Annotated in this window: 17 protein-coding genes and 1 pseudogene; 8 read left to right on the forward strand and 10 right to left on the reverse strand. The window is 37.9% G+C overall.

Annotation, left to right across the window (positions count from 1 at the left end; genetic code table 11):
* Positions 1-11: 11 nt before the first annotated feature.
* Genes BKP57_RS09585 through BKP57_RS09605 form a run of 5 tightly spaced genes read right to left on the reverse strand, consistent with a single transcriptional unit; the run spans position 12 to position 4,679 of the window.
* Entirely contained in the window at positions 12-1,022 is a 1,011-nt protein-coding gene (locus BKP57_RS09585; protein WP_083547232.1) for a VOC family protein, read from the reverse strand.
* Positions 1,023-1,075: 53 nt separating this feature from the next.
* Positions 1,076-2,095, reverse strand: coding sequence for an NAD(P)/FAD-dependent oxidoreductase (locus BKP57_RS09590; protein ID WP_072741425.1), 1,020 nt, complete (start codon positions 2,093-2,095; stop codon positions 1,076-1,078).
* Positions 2,096-2,121: 26 nt separating this feature from the next.
* The gene (locus tag BKP57_RS09595) at positions 2,122-2,604 is read right to left on the reverse strand and encodes an aromatic-ring-hydroxylating dioxygenase subunit beta (RefSeq protein WP_072741426.1); all 483 of its coding nucleotides are present in this window, start codon (positions 2,602-2,604) and stop codon (positions 2,122-2,124) included.
* Positions 2,601-3,878, reverse strand: a complete 1,278-nt coding sequence (locus BKP57_RS09600; RefSeq protein WP_072741427.1) for an aromatic ring-hydroxylating oxygenase subunit alpha — start codon at positions 3,876-3,878, stop codon at positions 2,601-2,603. The genes BKP57_RS09595 and BKP57_RS09600 overlap by 4 nt, the downstream gene beginning before the upstream one ends.
* A 39-nt stretch (positions 3,879-3,917) precedes the next feature.
* The gene (locus tag BKP57_RS09605; protein WP_072741428.1) at positions 3,918-4,679 is read right to left on the reverse strand and encodes an SDR family NAD(P)-dependent oxidoreductase; all 762 of its coding nucleotides are present in this window, start codon (positions 4,677-4,679) and stop codon (positions 3,918-3,920) included.
* A gap of 358 nt (positions 4,680-5,037) precedes the next feature.
* On the opposite strand from BKP57_RS09605, the gene BKP57_RS09610 reads away from it, so the two are divergent.
* Positions 5,038-5,931 (forward strand): LysR family transcriptional regulator, encoded by an 894-nt coding sequence (locus BKP57_RS09610; protein WP_072741429.1) that lies wholly within the window; start codon positions 5,038-5,040, stop codon positions 5,929-5,931.
* A 964-nt stretch (positions 5,932-6,895) separates the two neighbouring features.
* Here BKP57_RS09610 and BKP57_RS09615 read toward each other — a convergent pair.
* Positions 6,896-7,156, reverse strand: a complete 261-nt coding sequence (locus BKP57_RS09615; protein WP_120379523.1) for a metal-sensitive transcriptional regulator — start codon at positions 7,154-7,156, stop codon at positions 6,896-6,898.
* Positions 7,157-7,244: 88 nt separating this feature from the next.
* Positions 7,245-8,495 (reverse strand): annotated as a pseudogene (locus BKP57_RS09620) (hemolysin family protein).
* Between the two features lie 491 nt (positions 8,496-8,986).
* On the opposite strand from BKP57_RS09620, the gene BKP57_RS09625 reads away from it, so the two are divergent.
* Positions 8,987-10,042 carry a YkvI family membrane protein gene (locus BKP57_RS09625; RefSeq protein ID WP_050350771.1) on the forward strand — a complete coding sequence of 352 codons (1,056 nt, stop codon included), beginning with the start codon at positions 8,987-8,989 and terminating at the stop codon, positions 10,040-10,042.
* Between the two features lie 226 nt (positions 10,043-10,268).
* Complete coding sequence (locus BKP57_RS09630) at positions 10,269-10,973, forward strand: NAD-dependent protein deacylase (protein WP_050351158.1); 705 nt, start codon at positions 10,269-10,271, stop codon at positions 10,971-10,973.
* A 423-nt stretch (positions 10,974-11,396) separates the two neighbouring features.
* On the opposite strand, the gene BKP57_RS09635 is transcribed toward BKP57_RS09630, so the two are convergent.
* Positions 11,397-11,972, reverse strand: a complete 576-nt coding sequence (locus tag BKP57_RS09635; RefSeq protein WP_050350770.1) for a YpjP family protein — start codon at positions 11,970-11,972, stop codon at positions 11,397-11,399.
* Positions 11,973-12,604: 632 nt separating this feature from the next.
* Positions 12,605-14,020 (reverse strand): SpoVR family protein, encoded by a 1,416-nt coding sequence (locus BKP57_RS09640; RefSeq protein WP_072741431.1) that lies wholly within the window; start codon positions 14,018-14,020, stop codon positions 12,605-12,607.
* 679 nt (positions 14,021-14,699) lie between these two features.
* On the opposite strand from BKP57_RS09640, the gene BKP57_RS09645 reads away from it, so the two are divergent.
* The 5 genes from BKP57_RS09645 (at position 14,700) to BKP57_RS09665 (ending at position 18,797) form a co-directional block, all read left to right on the forward strand.
* Positions 14,700-15,632, forward strand: coding sequence for a metal ABC transporter solute-binding protein, Zn/Mn family (locus BKP57_RS09645; protein WP_050350768.1), 933 nt, complete (start codon positions 14,700-14,702; stop codon positions 15,630-15,632).
* An 11-nt stretch (positions 15,633-15,643) separates the two neighbouring features.
* The gene (locus BKP57_RS09650; protein ID WP_072741432.1) at positions 15,644-16,396 is read left to right on the forward strand and encodes a metal ABC transporter ATP-binding protein; all 753 of its coding nucleotides are present in this window, start codon (positions 15,644-15,646) and stop codon (positions 16,394-16,396) included.
* Position 16,397: 1 nt separating this feature from the next.
* Positions 16,398-17,267: a metal ABC transporter permease gene (locus tag BKP57_RS09655; protein ID WP_050350766.1), complete on the forward strand. Its 870-nt coding sequence runs from the start codon at positions 16,398-16,400 to the stop codon at positions 17,265-17,267.
* A complete protein-coding gene (locus tag BKP57_RS09660; RefSeq protein ID WP_050350765.1) occupies positions 17,264-18,157 on the forward strand; it encodes a metal ABC transporter permease in 894 nt (297 codons plus the stop codon). The genes BKP57_RS09655 and BKP57_RS09660 overlap by 4 nt, the downstream gene beginning before the upstream one ends.
* 289 nt (positions 18,158-18,446) lie before the next feature.
* The gene (locus tag BKP57_RS09665) at positions 18,447-18,797 is read left to right on the forward strand and encodes a protein YmzB (RefSeq protein ID WP_072741433.1); all 351 of its coding nucleotides are present in this window, start codon (positions 18,447-18,449) and stop codon (positions 18,795-18,797) included.
* Between the two features lie 627 nt (positions 18,798-19,424).
* On the opposite strand, the gene yhbH is transcribed toward BKP57_RS09665, so the two are convergent.
* Positions 19,425-20,585, reverse strand: coding sequence for a sporulation protein YhbH (gene yhbH / locus BKP57_RS09670; RefSeq protein WP_050350763.1), 1,161 nt, complete (start codon positions 20,583-20,585; stop codon positions 19,425-19,427).
* Positions 20,586-20,677 lie beyond the last annotated feature (92 nt).

The raw sequence follows: 20,677 nt of genomic DNA on the forward strand, positions 1-20,677 counted from the left end.
CGTTATTCCTATTACCTTCCAATCGCTGTACCATAGGTAAAATAAGTTTCTGGTGGTTTACTTCCCCACATTTCCAGCCCTAATTGCCCGACATCCGATGACCACTCAATGGCTTGCCAATCCGGTGAAAAAATGAGAAACCCACCCGTCCAAATTTCCACACGGTGCCCAGAAGGTTCAAAAACATATATAAATTGCGCTCCACTAGTTCCGTGTTTTCCAGGCCCCCATTCAATTTTCAAATCATTTTCCGCCAGTATATTAGTTGCGCGAATCAGTTCATCTGGTGAATCTAGATAATAAGCCAAATGGTGAAATAATGTACCATTTTGATTAGAATTTCTCATTAAAGCTATTTCGTGAGCAATATTGGTTCTACTTAACCAGGATCCGAGACGCTCCTCTTGCTTATTGTTAATGTAATACCGGTGGTGAATTCCCAACAAATCTGTCCACCAATTCTGTTCCTTCTTTACATCATTTACCATAATGTTGACGTGATCAAACCTTCTCGGTGCTATCCCGTTACCAGTATATTTACTTGGATGACTTGGCAACTTTGACATTAAATGTGAGGCGCTAGTCACAAATACTTCTTTTTCCCAATACAATTCAATTGGTATCCCAGAAGGAGATTGGAAATGGATGGAGTCCCCCAACGCTTTTTTCTGCCCCGCTTCCAACCATGAAAATTCAATCTTTAAATCTTGTAATTGTTTAGCAAATAGCTCCATAGATTCCTTTGTACTTACACGCCAACCAATGCGATTAACTTCTGACCGACTGGACTCTCTAAGTATCAACGTATGATGATCAAAATCTTGCCATGCTCTTAAATATGCACAATCATCCTCTAGTTCGGTTAATATAAGCCCCATTATTTCTGTAAAAAACCATAGAGAACCTTTAAAATCACTGACACTGATTTCCACATGACCTATATGTGCAACTGTACGCAAATATTCATCCAGCTTTGCTTGAGCTGCATCTTGAATCATTGAAATGTCTGTAATTCTTGACATCTAATAACCTCCTTGAATATATGTTTGGGTACAAAATCAAATTGCATTTTTAGTTAGATACCTACTTTATTTTTTCGCTTTTCTTTACTCATAATCGACGTGCTATGTGCAGCTTGTAAGGTCTGAGTTGGATCAACACGTACTTTGGCATTACTTACTGCAATTGGCGCCTCTCCAAACCCTGTTGCCATTAATTTAACCTTACCTTCATAAGTTGAGATATCTCCAACTGCATATATTCCTGGTATATTTGTTTCTGCTTTGGAGTTTACTTGAATAAGATTATTCTTTATTGTTAGACCCCAATTATTGATAGGACCGAGATTGGATACAAATCCGTAGTTTACAATATACTCATCAGCAACCAAATCTATAGTTTCATCACTCTTCGGTTGTTTTATTGTAATTATTTCAGCGTTAGATTTGCCTAATATTTTAATAGGTACGTAAGGGGTGAAAATGTTTACAGGTGATTCTTTTAGTAATTTAACGCTATAATCATGTGCACGAAACCGCTCTCTGCGATGAACAATAGTTACATTTGATGCTATATCGTTTAACATTAAAGCCCAATCTACAGCTGAATCTCCACCGCCAAAAACAACAACATTTTTATTTTTAAATTTTGATAAATTTCCAATACTATAATGCAGATTTTTTCCATAATAATTCTCTTCATTTTCTAATCTCATTGTTCTTGGCTTAAAAGCACCATTTCCCGCTGTAATAATGATCGTTCTTGAGTAGTGGACGTTTTTGTTTGTTGTTAATTCAAATAGATCATTCTTTTTGGCTACGGATAACACCATTTCTTCAAGGCAAACATCCGCATCAAACTGTTTCATTTGGTTTACTAAATTACTTATCAAATCTTTTGCCCTTATTTTTGGAAATCCTGCAACATCATAAACAAATTTATCAGGGTATAATGCAGCTAGTTGCCCCCCTAAATGCGGAAGACTTTCAATTATTTTGACACTTGCCTGCCGCATCCCTGCATAAAATGCCGTAAACAAACCAACTGGTCCACCACCTATAATGGTTATATCGTGAATTTTTTCCTGACTAATCATTCTTTGCCTCCTTCCATGAGGATGCTTTACAAAATTAGACTTATTTTCCCGTGAGGTCGCAAACTATCAAAATTTAAAATGACCTTTTTACTTTTTATAGCCAATTTTTTATTTAAAACGACCAGTTTAAATTCTTGTTTACCAATAAAAGTATCAACTACTTCTCGCTTTGTTCGATGTGCGGTAAAATTACATTCTACTGATATTACTCCTGTATCCAAATTATCAACCTTAATATTATGATAATTTCTAATTGTACTGGAATGCGGGTACTCAACGTGAGCTTCTTTCTTTAATAATCTCTCTGCCCGATCCTGTAATCGATTTCGATCATCGTTTATATAGAAAATGGATGTAATTGGATTGGCTTCCGGTTCCCCTATAGGCGGTATGATATACGTTGCATCCTCGATAAAAAGTTCCGTCCATTCTATCAACTTCCATTCATCTAACAACATAGCTTCTTGGTATAAAAAATCAATCACGTTCTGACGAGTTACTACAGTCATCTATGAATGGCCTCCTTGTCGATAGCTCCTTGCATGATTGTATTATATTGTCTCCAAAAACTTCTCATTTGGGTCTCATCTGTTGCCAGTGTGTTTTCTTCACCTCTAATCATTCCTTTAGAAATGTCATTCCATTCAACGTCTTGATTGTTTGTATATGCTTCTTGGCATAACTCTAGAGCTTCATTATCGTCTGGAGTTGCAAATCCACCTGGTCCAAGAAACTCTAAGAAGTTATTATTTCTGGCGATTCGATGTGTTTCTTTTTCACCTTTAGGTGCTAATGAATAACCAGTTACCTCGATATAACCAGGAGATGTAGGGTAGAAGGTTCTCGCAGTTATAGCCATAATGTCATTAATAATCAGATTAGGAAAAATGATAATGTTCCGATTATAATTGGCGATTCGATTTGCCCTTTCCTCACCAAACTTTTGAACTAAAGCAGTTTTTATTTGCTCTATATCCCTTTTTAAGTTTTCATCCCAAATTGGCGTCCACTGAGCGATCGGTCTCCCCCATGGAGCTACATATTCAATCACACCATGACCATTACCTAAAGCCACCCCTTTTCCCTCTAACTTAACTCGTTTCAATTCTTTATCTTGAGCTTGCTTAATATCGAAATAGGTTTTATGTGTAGGCACCCCGTGGTATAAGTCGGCACTATTTTCTACCAGTAGTTTCCAGTTTGCTCTTACATTATATTCTTGCACGCCTCCCAAGGCTTCAAGACCGAACTCTGACTGATCAACGATTAAATCAATATATTCTTTGGCATTACCCAAATAATTACTAAGCGAGATAGCTTGTCCATCAAAATTAACAAACAAAAATCCACGGTAACTCTCTAACCTTTTAACCGCTTTCATATTTTTAGTCCCTTCAGAGTTGAAATCTTCCGGAAAACCATCTTTCCCAGGCATACTAACTAACTCTCCATCATTTTTAAAACTCCATGCATGATAAAAACAACGAAAGACTCTCGCGTTACCTTCATTTTCTCTACAAACAAGAGCTCCGCGATGCGGGCAAGTGTTATAAAGAACTCTAATTTGGTCATCTTGACTACGCACCATCAGCAGATTACGTCCACCTACTTTCTTACGTTTATAATCACCACGTTGAGGTACTTCCGTCTCATGCCCAATAAACAACCAACATTTATTAAATATTTCTGCTCTCTCTATTGCCAATATCTCCCTATCTGTAAAAACACTGCGATGTACAAGGAATTCATGTTTTTCTTTATTTTCCCTAACAATTTCTCTCATTTTAGCCTCCCCTTTCCGATTCACGCTGATGGTTACATTTTATAGCATTGTACTTCCGCCATTAACACTAATTACTTGACCAGTTATAAAACTTGCCCCTTCCGTAGATAAATACCATACAGCATCCGCAACCTCTTCTATACTTGCAGCCCTGCCTTTTGGAATAATCTCTATATATTTCTCAACTAGTCGTTCATCCCTTTTCTTAATTTCTTCTAACGCCTCACAGTGAACAGCAGGAGGTGCAATTGTATTTACAGTTATATCATCATTTGCAAATTCTCTAGCCAACCCTGTTGTCAATGCATGAACACCGCCCTTAGCAGCATTATATGCTGCATGGTCCCAAAGCCCATTCCTTACTGAATCAGCTCCTATATTGATGATTCTCCCATACCTAGCCTTTACCATATGTGGAAGTACAGTATAACAAGACCATAACGCCGTCCATAGATTTCTATTTATAGTGGTTGTTAATGTTTCAGGGGTTTGTTCAAGAAATGGCAGTATAACCCCGCCTCCTGCATTATTAATCAGAATATCAATTTTATCCCATCCATGAATGACGTACTCTACCATTTCCTCTACATTTGTTTGAATAGATAAATCTCCAGCATAGTATTTGACTTCAGCTTTTGTTTCTCCTCCCAATTTAGTCGCTGCTTCTTTTGTCCGTTTTTCATCTGTACCATTTATCACTACTCGCGCTCCAGATTGGGCAAGCTTGTATGCTATCCCATAACCAATACCTCTAGCTGATCCAGTGATAATTGCTACTTTTCCTTCTAATGAATTATTCAATGATCTCCCTCCTCCCTTAATTATTTCTTCAAAATGCAGACACCCTTGTTTGTATTGCATTTATTAAATTAGGTTTAATTACATTTTATTAGACAGATAATTCTGAAACAAATTGATTATTTTTTGTTTTCTCTGCTAATTTTAAAAAATATTTTATAGTATGAGGAAAAGCCTCGTTAATCTTTTCCTCATAAGATAACTGGATATAGTAAAATAACAGAAATAAGAATAATCCATGTTCGCACTTTATTTTCTGTTAATTGGGAGGAATCAAATAAGTGATTGACAATATCAGCTTGTGTTGGATACTATTAAACCAAATAAGTGTGAGCGTTTTATTTAAAAGGGGAGGATATCATTGAATGAAGATCAATTAAAGACCTTTCTAACAGTGGCCAAATATAAAAGCTATTCAAAAGCTGCTGTCGTTTTAAATATTACTCAACCAACAGTAACCTCACGAATAAAGTCATTGGAAGAAATATTACAATGTAAACTTTTTGAAAGAGTTGGGCACGAAATACGTTTAACTAAAGAAAGTAATATCCTCACAGAATACGCTAAGAACATATTAATCTACATTAAACATTCAAAAGAAATTGTAAATATTGTCAAAGAGCCCATCATAAAAGTTGGTTTTTCTCCAGGATATTCACATTCTTTTATTGTTGAATTGTTAAAAACGATTCAATCCATTGGTGGTATTGATATACAAGTCATTGAGGGCTATGACTCTGTTAATTTAAATGAAAGAGTTCTATCTGGTGAACTAGATTTGATTTTCTCCAGAAGTGTATTATCGAACAATCAGGATATAATTTCTGAATATCTATTTGATAATAATCTAGTAATTGTTCTCCCCAAAAACCATCCTTTATGTAAAAAGAATTCACTTCAATTGGAAGACTTAAAAGGGCAAGCTATCATTAGCTTTAGAAGAAATTCATCATTATGGAAACTTATTGATCAGCAACTAATTGGAGTAGAAAATTTAACAAGAATAGATGTAGATAACAATGAAATATTAGTGCAAGCTGCTGCTAGTAATATAGGAATTGGTATTACTCCAGATCTTGGAATTGACAGGAAGTACCATACTGGTGTAAGGACAAGGAAAATAAAAGAAATCGATAAAATCCCAAACAAAGTCTACGTTCAATACCGCAAATCTTCCCAAGTTAAAACAGTAGCCAAACAGATAATTTATACGATTATTAATCATAAATATACTGATCTTAAACATAAATCATAGAATTAAATAACTCATAGAATAAAAACTATTTACCAACAAAACAAAGAAAGGCATCAGTGAAACACCAAAGCGCCGTTAGCGTGATGAAGCTTACTAGTCACCCTAAGGCTTCAAATTTAATATTTTTGGTAAGATTAAATTGCAGTCAATAAAAGGCGTAAAATTATTGTTTAATCAAACTTTATGGTTTATCAAAGGAAACGAAGAAATCCTAGTGTTAAACAGGGAGAAAACACATCCAAAGGGCTTTGGAATAATAGAGATTGCGAAAAGGGAACAAGGTGAAGTCCATTAGAGTGTGTGACTAAGGAAGTAATAGATGAAACAGACACTGATATTACGAAACATGAAACGCAATATAAAGTGAATCTTCATTCAGTGGAGGTTTTCATTCATCCCCCCACTGATTGTTAGAGGAACGAATCGGGTATTTAGGTGCTGTTATTCCCGCTTAAACTTGTTGAAGAATAGATTATCCAACTCCTAAAGCGGGGAGTCTTACACACCTTATATACGGGGATAAAGGTGTTAGTTATTACTTAGGGAGTTGGTAACATTCATTTCGGTGAATCATGTGCCTTTTTAGCAAATAATAACAAAGAATTTATTTACCAAACTTCTAAGCAAGTTGATGGAGGTATTTTAGGCTGGAAAAGTATATGGTGTTATTAAGTGAAAAAAATTCGGAGTTGGTGAAATGATACCGTACTTCCTTCCAAGAATACTTCAAAATCCTTCATTGGAATATCAATGCACCCTCAGAAATAGTTAATTAGTGAAGATGAACACTTAAAAACTATAGTTTTTCCAAACTATGTTCCCTACCTTATAATGAGTGTAACTAGGAGGGAGGATGTTTTTTTCATTCTCCCCAGTCACAATCCCTTGCCCTGTTAACTTTTATCAAGATTGGCAGTCTACATGAAAACCTTAAGTATTAGGGCGTCAAAGTTAAGTAAAATATCTATCGACTTTTAACTAATAGCTGTACTGCTTCTTGAATCAGCTCGTCGGTGTTACCGCCCTTTTCTTGTTCTTCTCGTATACAGCGCTCTAAATTTTGACTGACGATTAATGCTGCTGTTCGATCAATCGCATTTCTAGCAGCAGACATTTGCGCCACAACTTCACGGCAATCTTTTTTTTGCTCCATCATTCGTTGTAGGCCTCTAATTTGCCCTTCTACACGCTTCATTCGATTAATAATTTTTGCATCATATTCCAACTTATGCTCCTCCTCTATCATACTTTTATACCATGATTGATTATACAAAAATGCAAAGTATTAGTAATACAGGGTAACAGTTCTATCGTTATTTTTGGCTTTCATCTGCTTTTTCCTTATGCTTCTCTATTTGTACACGTTTAATCATGCGCTCGTCTACTTCTAAAATACGATACGTTAGGCTGCCTTCTTGCAGTTCTTCGCCTTCATTAGGAAAGCGGTTCATCTTTTTTAACAGGTAACCAGCCAATACATCCTCTTCATCGATGATGTTCGTATGAAAAATAGTATTTAACCGATGTAATGAAATCTTTCCATTACAAATAATCTCCGTATCAGTCACTTTTTCTACAAGCGGTTCATTGCCTCTATCTGTTTCATCCTCTATCTCTAAGCCAATTAGCAGTTCAATAATATCTTCATGAGTAATAATACCTTCTGTCCCACCGTATTCATCTATAACAATGGCCATATGCTTTTTTTCCTGAATCATTTTGCGAAAAACCCAATCAACCGAATGAAATTCAAACACAATCAACGGATTCATATCACTAAATGACTCGAGTGCTTTATCCGGATCCATTGACCAGGACAATAAATATTTTGAATGGAAGACACCAATAATAGTATCAATATCCTCCTCGTAAATGGGATATCGTGTAAATGGGTTTTGAATTGCTATGTTCCGTACTTCTTCAAAATCCGAATCGCTGGAAAGAGCTACAATATCCACCCTAGGGGTTTTTAATGCATCCTTGACATTCAAATTACTAAATTCAATGACACCCTTAATCCGATGTGACTCATCCTGTTTGAATATTCCCTCTGTGCGCGCAATATCAACCATTGCCCGGATTTCATCTCGAGATACAGAAGCACTCGTTTCTTGACCTTTTGATAAAAGTTTAATAATTAAACCCGTTATCGCATTTAATAACATCGTTAGCGGTCGAAAAACAAATACGACAGCACGAATCACAGGGTACACAATATATGCCATGCGATCAGGAAATGCGGCAGCGACAGACTTCGGTATCACCTCTGCAAAAATAATGATTGTAACCGTCAATATCGCGGAAGCTAGCCCCACATTCACACCATAATCCATAGCAACGATCGTAACTAACGTGGGGAAAACAATATTAGCAATGTTATTTCCAATTAATATTGATGTAATGAATTGCTCGGGCTTTGATACTAATCAAAGTAATTTGTTAGCTCGCTTATCTTCATGATTCGCTTTTGTTTGTAATTTCATCTTATTCGCGGCAGTTAAAGCTGTTTCACTACCGGAGAAGAAAAAAGATACGAATAATAAAGCAATGATCGCAATGATCACCTTTTGAATGCCCCCTTGTGTATACCCATGGACTTATTTTATTAGGGTACGTATGTCTTCTTTCTATCATACATGGATTTTTATTGAAGATAAAGTGAAACTCCGTTCAGTAGGAGCTTTCCTCCATCACTTACTGAATGTTTAGTACCACAAGGCTATGACCTAAAGTCCCTTGAACGAACCGGGCATTTAAGTGCTGTTATCTCACAATTAGGACTTTCTTGTATCTTCCTCAACGCTTAAGATGAGAGTCTTATGGCCACCTTACATTTTGGATAAAAGTCTTAAAAATAGCGTATTATAGACAATTTCATTTTTTAGTGAAAGGTGTGATATGATGAAAAGGTGTCATTTTTTGACTAGGGGAAATATAGGATGAATTCTGTTGATTTCATTTGTGTATTTAAAATAATCGAGAAAATAGAAAGATCTACAATACGTAAAATGCACCATAATAAAAATTTGCAGCTATGCTTAGCGGAGGCGTTGACATGAAGAAAATATTACAAATAGCCAGTGCATTTATTGGCATTATTGTGGGGGCAGGATTTGCTTCTGGACAAGAAATATTACAATACTTTACTAGTTTTGGTTATATTGGAACAATAGGAGTAATCATTTCAACTGCTCTATTTACTTATTTGGGGATGATGTTAACACGATTAGGTAGCCAAACCCGAACCACCTCTCACCGCGATGTGATTTACTTCATTAGCGGAAGGTATCTAGGCGCCATCGTTGATTACATTATCGTGTTTACGTTATTTGGTGTTGGTGTTGTAATGCTCGCTGGGGCCGGCTCTATATTCAACCAGCAATTCGGCCTTCCGTCTTTTGTCGGTATTGCTATCATGACGATTCTTGTGATCCTTACGGTTATGCTCGATATTCATCGTGTAGTACAGATCATTGCCAGTATTGCTCCCTTTTTGATTATAACAGTTATGCTTATTTCTATTTATAGCTTAGTAACCATGGACCGTTCATTTGTTAACATGGAGCCTATCGCCTTAGAACAAACTTCTGCGGTATCCAACTGGATGCTTTCTGCAATCAATTATGTTTCTTACAATATTGCATTAGGTGCGTCGATGGCCCTTGTAATGGGAGGAGCTGAAGCGGACAAACGAAAGGCTACCATTGGTGGATTGTTAGGAGGTTTGGGGATTGGAATATTAATTCTGTTTAACCACCTCGCTATCTTTGCAAATATGAAGCTAGTGGACGGATTTGAAATGCCGATTTTAAAAATCGCTGACGAAATATCCCCTGCTTTAGGAATGATCTACTCCATTATTCTATTTGGGATGGTTTTCAATACTGCGGTTAGTATGTTTTTCTCTTTTAGTGCTCGCTTTAAACCAAACGGAACACCACAATTTAGACGCTTTAGCGTCATTACGATTTTGATTGCCTTTGCAATGAGCTTTGTAGGGTTCACTAAATTAGTATCGTTTTTCTATCCTTTCATTGGGTACATGGGCTTGTTTCTAATTGTCGTTTTGATCATTGCGCCATTTCGACTAAAATCAAGCTTACAGCAATAAGCTTACCTAAAATTGATATATATTGACATTCTCATTGTTGCTTCGTATACCAACTGATGATCATTGTCGTAGTAAAAAAAGAGAAATGTGTCAACATATCCAAGCACATACGTCTTTTTAAGCTTTTAACCGTGTTCGTTTTACTAGACGCGAGGTAAACTGGGAGATTGCACATTATTTTAGTATAATAAGTACTGATAAAAGAATAAACCTGGAGGGAAGCATGTTGCTTAAAGAATGGTTACAAGAGGCAAAATACACCGTCGTATTCACTGGAGCTGGCATGTCAACAGAAAGTGGTTTACCTGATTTCCGTTCTGCAAATAAAGGACTATGGAAACAGAAAGATCCTAGCAAAATTGCCTCAACGGATGCATTAAATTCCAATGTAGAAGCGTTCATTGAGTTTTACCGCGAACGAGTATTAGGTGTTAAAACGTATCAACCACATAAAGGGCATTATATACTGGCGGAATGGGAAAAGCAAGGACGGATAAAATCCATCATTACCCAAAATGTAGATGGCTTTCACCAACAAGCCGGAAGCCAACGAGTCGCCGAATTACACGGAACGCTGCAAAAACTTCATTGTCAATCTTGCGGCAAAGAATATAGCAGTGAAGAATATGTAAACAAAGATTACTACTGCTCTTGTCAAGGTATTCTTCGCCCTTCCATTGTTCTGTTCGGGGAAACTTTACCGATGGACGCATTTCAATTTGCTTTAGCTGAAGCAGAAAAAGCCGATTTATTTATTGTGCTGGGATCTTCCTTAAGCGTAACACCAGCCAATCAATTTCCGCTAATTGCAAAAGAACATGGAGCAAAGCTCGTCATCGTCAATCGAGAGCCAACTGAATTAGATCACTATGCTGATGAGCTGATTCATGGTCGCTCCATCGGAGAAGTGTTAAAAGAAGTTAATGAATAGCAGTATATATAACGAGGCAATGATCCACATTTGAAGTGGACATTGCCTCGTTTAGATGTTCTTATACGATAAACCAAAAAATTTTATACTTTCCTATAGTGGAACAAAGGCGTAAGCGCCCGTTTAGCAACGTAGCAAATGGAACGAATCAACTAAAGATAAAGGAATCATGCCACTAAAACAAGGGTATGCCGACGTCTGGGCGGCAAGCCCGTTTTTAGTCGGCCTTCCTCTTAGCGACGAGCCGATGAGGCCTTATCGTAGGGCGCATTTCTAAAATCGCATCGTTGCTGGGCTCATGCGCCGGACGTGACTAGTCGGTTATTTCGTTATCCCCAAGCACCTCATTTTATAGCTTCCTACATAATAAAACAATCGATACGCCCTACTTCTAATTATAGTAGATCGTATCGACTGTGTGTATTATGCCATCCATTTTGGCGGCGTATTTTTATCCCAAAAAATCTCACCGATCTCATAATGGGTTTCAAATTGATCGTCTTTTAAATGATAGTGGAAATTAAACCAATAACCTTCTAACGGGCGATGGTCTCGTCTCACATGGAACTTCACCACATTCTCCTCTTGTTGATAATCATAAATATGAAAAATCCGCTCTCCATAACCACTCGCAGGGTCTTCTGTAATCCCATAATGGGATATCGGCTCGCCATTTTCATCGAGCATTACTGTTTGCATTACTTGCTCAATATGAGGCAGAATAACAGCCGTAAACTCATCAGCCACACGATCAGCTATTTTTGGTCCCATTTTACGCATTACTTGTTCTTTGGCTTTTTCCGATAGCTCCAGCATCGGATCTGTTAGAGGAGGTGTTTCTTCTAAGACAGCAGGGCTTGATGTTTCGCTAACGTCTGAGTCAGAATTATAACGTGCTTTAGCATCACTTGGTTCTTCCGTTAACGAAGCAGGCACATACATTCCAAGTGTTACAATTGCTATCATCATGACTGCTATTTTTTTCATCCACTGCTTCATCTTAGTCCACTCCCCTCTTTACGTGTTACTTAAATTTTACCATTATCTGATCATTTGTCCATGCTATTTTTATAACGTAATCGTTTGTAAAGTATTTTTTACGCTTTTGAAATCAATATAAAAAATTCTTACCGTGAGTTACAAATAGAAGAAGTCAGGATTGGTACAAGATAACTCGATAAGTCTGCTGTTTAAAAGAAAGCTATAGAAAAGCTAAACACTCAATAAGCCCTTGTTTCTAGACTATCTAAATCGCCTGTATCCGAATGTACGGACCTACGACATCTCTGCGATACCGAGTAAGTCAGGAGATAACTGTATTTAAATTCCCTATTCATTACGCTTATAAGATATCCTCGTTGACACGCATATTTTCAAGAACGCCTGACGTTATACCCGTTGTTCTACTCCAAACAGTAGGGAATGAAAAAACTCCCAATAAAGGAGGGACCACTTTATAAAGTCAATCTTCCATCAGTAGGGGTTTTCATTCACCCCCCCCCACGGCTTGTTAGTAGCCCAAGAATATGACCTAAAGGCCTCTTACGAAATAGGGTATTTCGGTACTGTTATCTCCTGTTTGGACTCAGTACAAATTATCCAAATCCCCAAAGTGAGAGTCTTCCAGCACATTACATACTGGATAAAGGACGATGAACCGTTTTCCTTCCATCATAGGAGTACACCACACTTTTATCATCCACAACTGTTTCCATATAGACAGAACGTCCCCACAGCTGATAAATATATGGCAGCACATGTTCCAAATACGCAATATCCAGCTCCGTTCCTTCGTAGTGATGAACCAGATATAGTTCTCCATTTCGTAAATAATCACCGTTATCCACAGTGATATATGGAAAACCACCATTTACCCGCATCGCTACAAGCTGGTCACGAATATTCTCATAGTCTTTATCTGTAATCTGATAATTTCTTCCCTTTTTCTCAAACAAATATAAATCCTCTTGCTGCACTAGTTCCTTCGTCAAATAATTTCGCAAAAAGGAAATATCCGATTCCAACTCTCGAACCTCAAACAACTTTTCTCTTCCGGAATTTGGTTGAATTCCCAGTCGCTTCATCTTCTCTGTCGGTTGGTTATAGCGTTCTTCAATATCTTCTAGTATTTTCAAGCCTAAATAGTATGGATTTAATTGACGTGTCGAAGGCTGCACTACTCCCGAATGCAGAGAGGCAAATTCGATTGTCTCTTCACTAGTTAAATCCATTTCCCTCAAAATCCGTTGGTGCCAATAGGAAGCCCAACCTTCGTTCAAAATTTTCGTCTCCATCTGCGGCCAAAAATAGAGCATTTCCTCCCGCATCATCGTTAAAATATCCCGCTGCCAGTCTTCCAATTCTTTACTATATGACTCCAAAAATAATAGCAAATCCTTCTCCGGCCGTGGTGGGAATTTCTTTTTACGCTGTTCCTTTTCCGTTTGCTGAGTTGATACTTGGTCTAAATTCCATAAATCATCATATGGAGTTTTCTGTTGGGGAGAATCTTTTTCTAGCTCTTCTAACTCATCATAGCTTAGTGAGGAACGAAAGAGGGTTGGATCAATATGTTCCTGTATTGCTAGAACAGCATCTAGAAATTTTTCTACTTTCTCCTTGCCATGCACCATTTCATAGTGAGCAATCCGTTCAGCCGTTGCTGTCATGCTCTCCACCATATCACGACGTGTATTGGAAAAACGTACATTATTTTTAAAAAAATCACTATGCGCCAAAACATGGGCAATGATTAACTTATTTTGAATTAGACTATTTGTATCCAATAAAAAAGCGTAGCATGGGTCAGAGTTGATGACTAATTCATATATTTGACTTAATCCTAAATCATACTGCAGCTTCATACGATAGAACTGTTTGCCAAAGCTCCAATGACTAAAACGGGTAGGCATCCCATAAGCTCCAAATGTATAGATAATATCTGCAGGGCAAATTTCATAACGCATGGGATAAAAATCCAGTCCAAAATCGGCAGCTATTTCCGTTATCTCCGCAATAGAATGTTCTAGTTGCTTATTCTCAATCACTAAGATCCCCCCATTTCACTTTCTATAGTTTATGAATATGTAAACGAATGATTACTGCAAAAATAATAACTAACCCGTCTACAGATTTTTGTTCTGTTTTCCTTGGCTAGCTATCTTAAAACCATTACTAAAAACGCAAACAAGGGATAAATAGTCTTATACGGCAACTATAGTGCGAACTTATGCTGAAACGTTGTCTTTGCTGTGCAATTATAACTAACGAGCCAATCAACCAGCGTTCCTTTTCGCATGCTATATAAAGAGCTAATTGATAATCCCTACAAACGAGCACGACATGGACGCTTGTAAAAAAACCTACATTTTTTTAATAAAAACTATTGCTTTTTTTAAATCCATAACATATAATTTGCACCAAGGAAAATTTTTAATAGATATTAAATATTTTGCGGGTTCCCAACTATCACAGGCAAATGGGATAAAGTGAATCTTCCATCAGTGGGATTTTTCATTCATCCACCATAGCTTGTTAGTAGCCCAAAGGTTTGACCTAAAGGTCTCTTACGAAATAGGGTATTTCGGTACTGTTATCTCCCATTTGGACTCAGTACAAATTATCCGACTCCCTAAAGTGAGAGTCTTCCAGCACCTTATATAAGGGATAAATTTTTTTAGACTAGTTTTGCGTTGAGTAAACATTTTTGAGAGAGGGGAATAACACATGAGGAAATTCAGCTTATTTTGTTTCGGCTTATTACTTATTATCGGAATTGCAGGTTGCGCTTCTAAAGCAAAGAATGAAACTGCTTCAAGTGACGATCCGGTAAAAATTGTAACAACCATTGCACAAATAGGGGATGTAACCAAAAATATAGGCGGTGATCTTGTAGAAGTTAACAGTTTAATGGGACCAGGTACTGACCCACATTTATATAATGCTGTCCAAGGAGATATACAGAAAATGTCCGAAGCAGATATTATCTTTTACAACGGGCTAAATTTAGAAGGCCAAATGGGAGAAATATTTGAGGAAATGAAGCAAGACAAACCTACTATTCCTGTCGCTGAAGGAATTCCCGAAGAAGATTTACTAGCTGATCCAGAAAGCCCATCGGTCAGCGATCCGCATGTTTGGTTTGATATTAAACTTTGGAAATATGCTGCGGAAACGATTCGTGATGGATTAATTGAGTTAGATCCAGATAACAAAGACACCTACAAGAAAAATACGGACGCTTATTTACAAGAGTTGAATGAACTCAATGATTACGCAAAAGAACGATTCGATGAAATTCCTAAAGAAAGTCGTGTACTCGTGACGGCACATGATGCATTTAATTATTTTGGAAAAGCCTATGGTTTTGAAGTAATGGGGCTTCAAGGTTTAAGTACAGAATCAGACTATGGTGTCAACGATATTCAACGGATTATCGACGTGTTAGTTGAACGGAATATTAAAGGCGTGTTCGTCGAAAGTAGTGTATCTGAGCGATCCATTAATGCTGTTGTGGAAGGCGCAAAGGAAGAAGGACATGACGTCTCCATCGGTGGCGAACTATATTCTGATGCAATGGGCGAGGAAGGAACAGAAGAAGGAACATATATCGGAATGTTCAGACATAATGTTGACACAATCGTAGAATCATTAAAATAAGGTGGGATAATATGTATGCATTAACAGTAACAGATATTTCTGTTACGTATGATAAGCAACTCGCACTTGAAAATGTGTCTTTTGCTGTACCAGAGGGGTCGATAACGGGAATTATCGGCCCAAACGGGGCTGGTAAATCGACACTAATTAAGTCCATTCTACAGCTCTTACCTACGTTATCAGGAAAGGTAGAAGTTTTCAATAAACCGATACGGGTGCAAAAGAAAATTATTGGCTATGTGCCACAGCGAAGTGAAGTAGATTGGGATTTCCCTACGAACGCATTAGATGTTGTTTTAATGGGAAGATACAATCATATCGGTTTATTTAAGCGAGCGAATAAAAAAGAGATAGTATGGGCGAAGCATTGTTTAGAAAGAGTAGGAATGCAGGCTTACGCGTCCCGACAAATTAGTCAATTATCTGGCGGACAGCAGCAGCGCGTTTTTCTTGCCCGAGCAATGGCACAAGATGCCAAAATTTATTTTATGGATGAACCGTTTGCCGGAGTGGATGCTTCAACAGAAAAGGCAATCATTCAATTAATGAAGGAATGGAAAGAGGAAGGGAAAACGGTTTTAGTAGTCCATCACGACTTACAGACAGTGAATGATTACTTTGATCATGTATTATTATTAAATAAGACGCCAATAGCATACGGAGAAACAAACAGAGTATTTACACTAGACAACTTGGAAGAGGCTTATGGAGGGAAAATTGCCTTTTTACAAAAAGAACCTACAGCAGTGAAAGGGAGCACATGAGATGGATACATTAACATCTCTTCTGTCTAGTGCAAACCTGCAATGGGTATTGGTGGGCAGCCTCTTGCTAGGCTTCGCCAGTGGAGTGATTGGTAGCTTTGTCCTGTTAAAGAAGCAAAGTTTAATTAGCGATGCAATGGCTCATGCCGCTCTACCAGGTGTATGTATTATTTATATTATATTTCAGGTGAAGTCCATCCCTTTCCTGCTAGCTGGCGCTGCCGTTACAAGCTTGGTCGCTACCCAATCGATTCAAACAATTGTTAAAAAGTCACGAATTAAAACGGATGCTGCAATTGGTATTACACTATCGGTCTTTTTTGGACTTGGAATTGTTTTATTAACCTATATTCAACAAAATTCAACAGGAAATCAGGCTGGATTAGATTCCTTTATTTTTGGGCAAGCAGCTTCCCTTGTACGAAGTGACGTGCAATTAATCACGATAGGTGCATTATGTTTAATTATCCTTACTGCCCTGTTCTTTAAAGAATTTAAAATTACTATCTTTGATCCACAATTTGCAAAAGGAATTGGCTTACCCGTCACCTTTTTCAACGGTGTCTTATTATTTCTCGTTGTTGCCGTTGTCGTCATCGGCATTCAAATGGTTGGTGTTGTATTAATTGCGGCCCTATTAATTACACCGCCAATTTCTGCCCGCTATTGGACAGATCGGCTTGGTTTGATGACGATTATAGCGGGAATATTCGGTGCTATTTCTGGTGTGAGTGGAGCCGTATTAAGTACCGTTTTCAATAATTTGCCTACAGGTCCGATTATTGTGTTAAGTGCTTCCGTAATTTTTCTCTTCTCCTTGTTTTTTGGATCAAAAAAAGGGCTCGTATTTAAAGGAGGGAAACGCGCATGACCTATACATTTTGGATCCTTTTAACGGGCTGTCTTGTTGGTGTAACCTGTGGCATCACTGGAGCCATCCTCGTTCTGCGTAAAATGGCAATGATCGCTGATGCTATTAGTCATACCGTTTTATTAGGAATAGTTGGTGCATTTTTTGTGACGCAATCACTAGATGGTGTACCTATGTTAATTGGTGCTGGTATTGTCGGTATTTTAACTGCCATATTCGTAGAAATGCTGAACTCATCAGGTGTGCAATCAGATGCTGCTATCGGCATTGTCTTTACATCTCTCTTCGCTTTAGGGGTGGTACTTATTTCCTTTATTGGTGATCAAGTACACCTTGATGTCCAGCATGCACTAATGGGAGAAATCGCTTTTGTACCTTGGAATACATTGACAATTAATGGTGTCAATTTGGGTCCTACTGCTGTTTGGATGCTTGGAGCTGTTCTAGTCATCAATTTAATTTTAATTACACTTTTTTATAAAGAAATTAAAATGTCAACATTTGATCCACAGTTTGCTACTTTAATAGGCGTTCCAGTAGTAATGATCCACTATCTATTAATGACGATGGTATCTCTATCAACCGTTGCATCGTTTGATAGTGTTGGTGCAATTTTAGTTGTAGCGATGCTCATCGTTCCTGGAGCTACTGCTTATCTTTTAACAGATCGATTCCTTGTCCTATTAATTTTAAGTGGCGGTATCGGTATTTTATCTGCTGCGCTTGGCTACCTGTTCGCTGTTCAATTAAATGTTTCTATTGCGGGGTCCATGGCGGTAGCCTCCGGCGTGCTGTTCCTTGGCGCCCTCCTCTTTAGTCCAAATCAGGGAATTATTACCAAAAAATTTCGGCGCACCACTGGTGAGAAAGCAGTACATTCAACCATGTAAAAAGAATCTTCATTCTGAACTGCACCTCCAAATTTAGATCGTATCTAAATTTGGAGGTGCGTTCTTTTTTCTCTACCCTCACTTATGAGTAGCGTTTGTAATAGTTCTTCCATAGCGAAAAACAAACTCCCTTCCTCTGGTAAATTGTGAACTTCGAGCAACTCTTATGTAAACTTCGGCGCTTTGCTTGTGAACTCCGGCGAATTCACTGTGAACTTCGGCGAAAATCCAGATTTTTACGTATGATTTTTACATACAGCGGGAAATATCTTACTAGGAGGAATGGAACATGACAAAACAATTTTTAGATGTGGAGCAGTTTAATAAATTATTACAAAAATGGAGTGGAAAACAGATAAAAGTTGCCAAGCAAGAGCTAAACGATTATGATGTAGCAATTATCGACTTAGCTACAATCACCTATGAAACGAATAAACATAGAATGAATGATTACGAGCCACTACATACATTACAACTAAATGGTAGCGGCAAGATCGAAAACGCTACAAAATCCTATCAACAGCTTCCGAAGTCCATGTATGAAATCCCTTTGGAAGATACATCGTTTTATCAATTCGATGGGGAACGATTTGCTTTAGTTACCGATCGTGCCATCTATACAATTGAAGTTGTCAAATAGGAAAACCGGTGCACCATTAAAGCGGAACCGCTCATGCACCGGTAAATGATCATATAAATGCGTGTTCAAAAAGGAGATAAAGTACAGCTTCAATCAGTGGGGGTTTTCCTTCGTCCCCCACTGATTGTTAGATGAACGAATCTGGTATTGAGGTGCTGTTATATCCACTACTTGTTGCAGTACAGATTATCCAACTACCGAAGTAGGAGTCTTACAGCACCTTATATATGGGATAATAAAGAGCAAGGTCAGCTAAGATCGCAGTCGTCCTTGATGAAGAAAAACACTTTTTCTGCATGCGATGTATTGCTGTCGGAGCCTTCCTTGACCTGTTGCAACGCCGACACTAGCACGTCTGGGCACCTGCGTCCAAGGCGGTTAGTTTCAAGTAGCGCGCTTGCATAAGGTACTGGCTTCTACGTTCGTCACAGGACGTGGGCGGTTTTAGTAGAAGGCCCCCCGTACGCAAAATTGATACATGAGCACTAGTGAATTATCCCCGCAATGGAAAAGGAGAACCGAGTCAACTAGAAACGAAACGTTAATGTGTCATTTTAAATGCGCTTTTTGAACGTCCTCTATCAAATAGGATTACTAGTAGTTAGCATTTTTTTCACCAAGTCTCTATTAAACCATTACTACCTGTTGGGTAAAAAACGCTTTTAACGCTTCGTATATATCTTTCTTTTCCTTGACAATATAATAACGGAATTTTGGATTATGAAGCTGATCAAACGCACGCATTAAGGTCGATCTGCGATGATAACTATTCACTTCTCCATAGCCAAACATACTAGAAACACGCATCATTTCTTCCACCAATTCCATACACAGTGGATTATCGGAGGTCATATTCTCTCCATCTGAAAAATGAACTGGGTAAATGTTGTAACGGGCGGGCGGGTATTTACTATTAATGAGTTCTAATCCTTTCAAATAAGCGGATGAACAAATCGTTCCGCCACTTTCTCCTTTTGAAAAAAAATCTTCCTCGGAAACGACTTTAGCTTCGGTATGATGAGCAATAAATTCTATTTCCACTGTCTCATATTTTGTACGTAAGAACCTTGTCATCCAGAAAAAGAAGCTCCGAGCTACATACTTTTCAAATATTCCCATTGAAGCGCTCGTATCCATCATGGCTAAAACAACAGCTTTCGACTCTGGCTTAGTTATATCGTTCCACGTTTTAAATCGCAAATCCTCTTCATAGATCGGCGTAATTCCTGGTCTTCCTTCTGTTGCATTGCGTTTAATCGCCGTTAAAATCGTTCGTTTTTTGTCTATATTCCCCATTAAACCTTTTTTGCGGACATCATTAAATTCTATTTTCTCCGTAATGATTTCAGCTTGCTCTTTTGCCTGCAAATTCGGTAATTCTAGCTCTTGAAACAACGCATTCTCAATCTCTTCTAAAGATACTTCTGCTTCGTAATAATCGGTACCAGGTTGATCTCCAGCCTTTTTTCCCTTACCAGCTGCCTGACCATCCTCTCCTGGAGCCCGAGCAATAATGTCGCCTACTTGGCTATCGCCTTTTCCTTGCCCTACATGTTTCGTCTTATCGTAATTGTAACGAATTTTATACTCATCTAACGAACGGATTGGTACTTTTATAACATCTTTTCCATTGGACATAATGATATTTTCTTCACTGACTAGATCAGGCAAGTTATTTTTTATCGCATCCTTTACCTTATCCATATGACGCGTTTGGTCTTGATAACCTTTGCGATGGAGGGACCAATTTTCCTTTGAGACGACAAAATTTCCCTTCTGCTCATACATTATATCCCCTCCTTAATATTAATCAACCTTTTCATCATGCGTTTCTATATCCTATGCATAACCGCTCCTATTATTGCATTATTACGACTATT

The sequence above is a fragment of the Virgibacillus sp. 6R genome (assembly GCF_001895305.1).
Taxonomy (GTDB): Bacteria; Bacillota; Bacilli; order Bacillales; family Amphibacillaceae; genus Virgibacillus; species Virgibacillus pantothenticus.

What these genes read in the sequence shown, in the direction of transcription:
- BKP57_RS09585 (WP_083547232.1), bottom strand. Translation starts at nt 1,022, where the DNA reads ATGTCAAGAATTACAGACATTTCAATGATTCAAGATGCAGCTCAAGCA.
- BKP57_RS09590 (WP_072741425.1), bottom strand. Translation starts at nt 2,095, where the DNA reads ATGATTAGTCAGGAAAAAATTCACGATATAACCATTATAGGTGGTGGA.
- BKP57_RS09595 (WP_072741426.1), bottom strand. Translation starts at nt 2,604, where the DNA reads ATGACTGTAGTAACTCGTCAGAACGTGATTGATTTTTTATACCAAGAA.
- BKP57_RS09600 (WP_072741427.1), bottom strand. Translation starts at nt 3,878, where the DNA reads ATGAGAGAAATTGTTAGGGAAAATAAAGAAAAACATGAATTCCTTGTA.
- BKP57_RS09625 (WP_050350771.1), top strand. Translation starts at nt 8,987, where the DNA reads ATGAAGAAAATATTACAAATAGCCAGTGCATTTATTGGCATTATTGTG.
- BKP57_RS09635 (WP_050350770.1), bottom strand. Translation starts at nt 11,972, where the DNA reads ATGAAGCAGTGGATGAAAAAAATAGCAGTCATGATGATAGCAATTGTA.
- BKP57_RS09645 (WP_050350768.1), top strand. Translation starts at nt 14,700, where the DNA reads ATGAGGAAATTCAGCTTATTTTGTTTCGGCTTATTACTTATTATCGGA.
- BKP57_RS09650 (WP_072741432.1), top strand. Translation starts at nt 15,644, where the DNA reads ATGTATGCATTAACAGTAACAGATATTTCTGTTACGTATGATAAGCAA.
- BKP57_RS09655 (WP_050350766.1), top strand. Translation starts at nt 16,398, where the DNA reads ATGGATACATTAACATCTCTTCTGTCTAGTGCAAACCTGCAATGGGTA.
- BKP57_RS09660 (WP_050350765.1), top strand. Translation starts at nt 17,264, where the DNA reads ATGACCTATACATTTTGGATCCTTTTAACGGGCTGTCTTGTTGGTGTA.
- BKP57_RS09665 (WP_072741433.1), top strand. Translation starts at nt 18,447, where the DNA reads ATGACAAAACAATTTTTAGATGTGGAGCAGTTTAATAAATTATTACAA.
- yhbH (WP_050350763.1), bottom strand. Translation starts at nt 20,585, where the DNA reads ATGTATGAGCAGAAGGGAAATTTTGTCGTCTCAAAGGAAAATTGGTCC.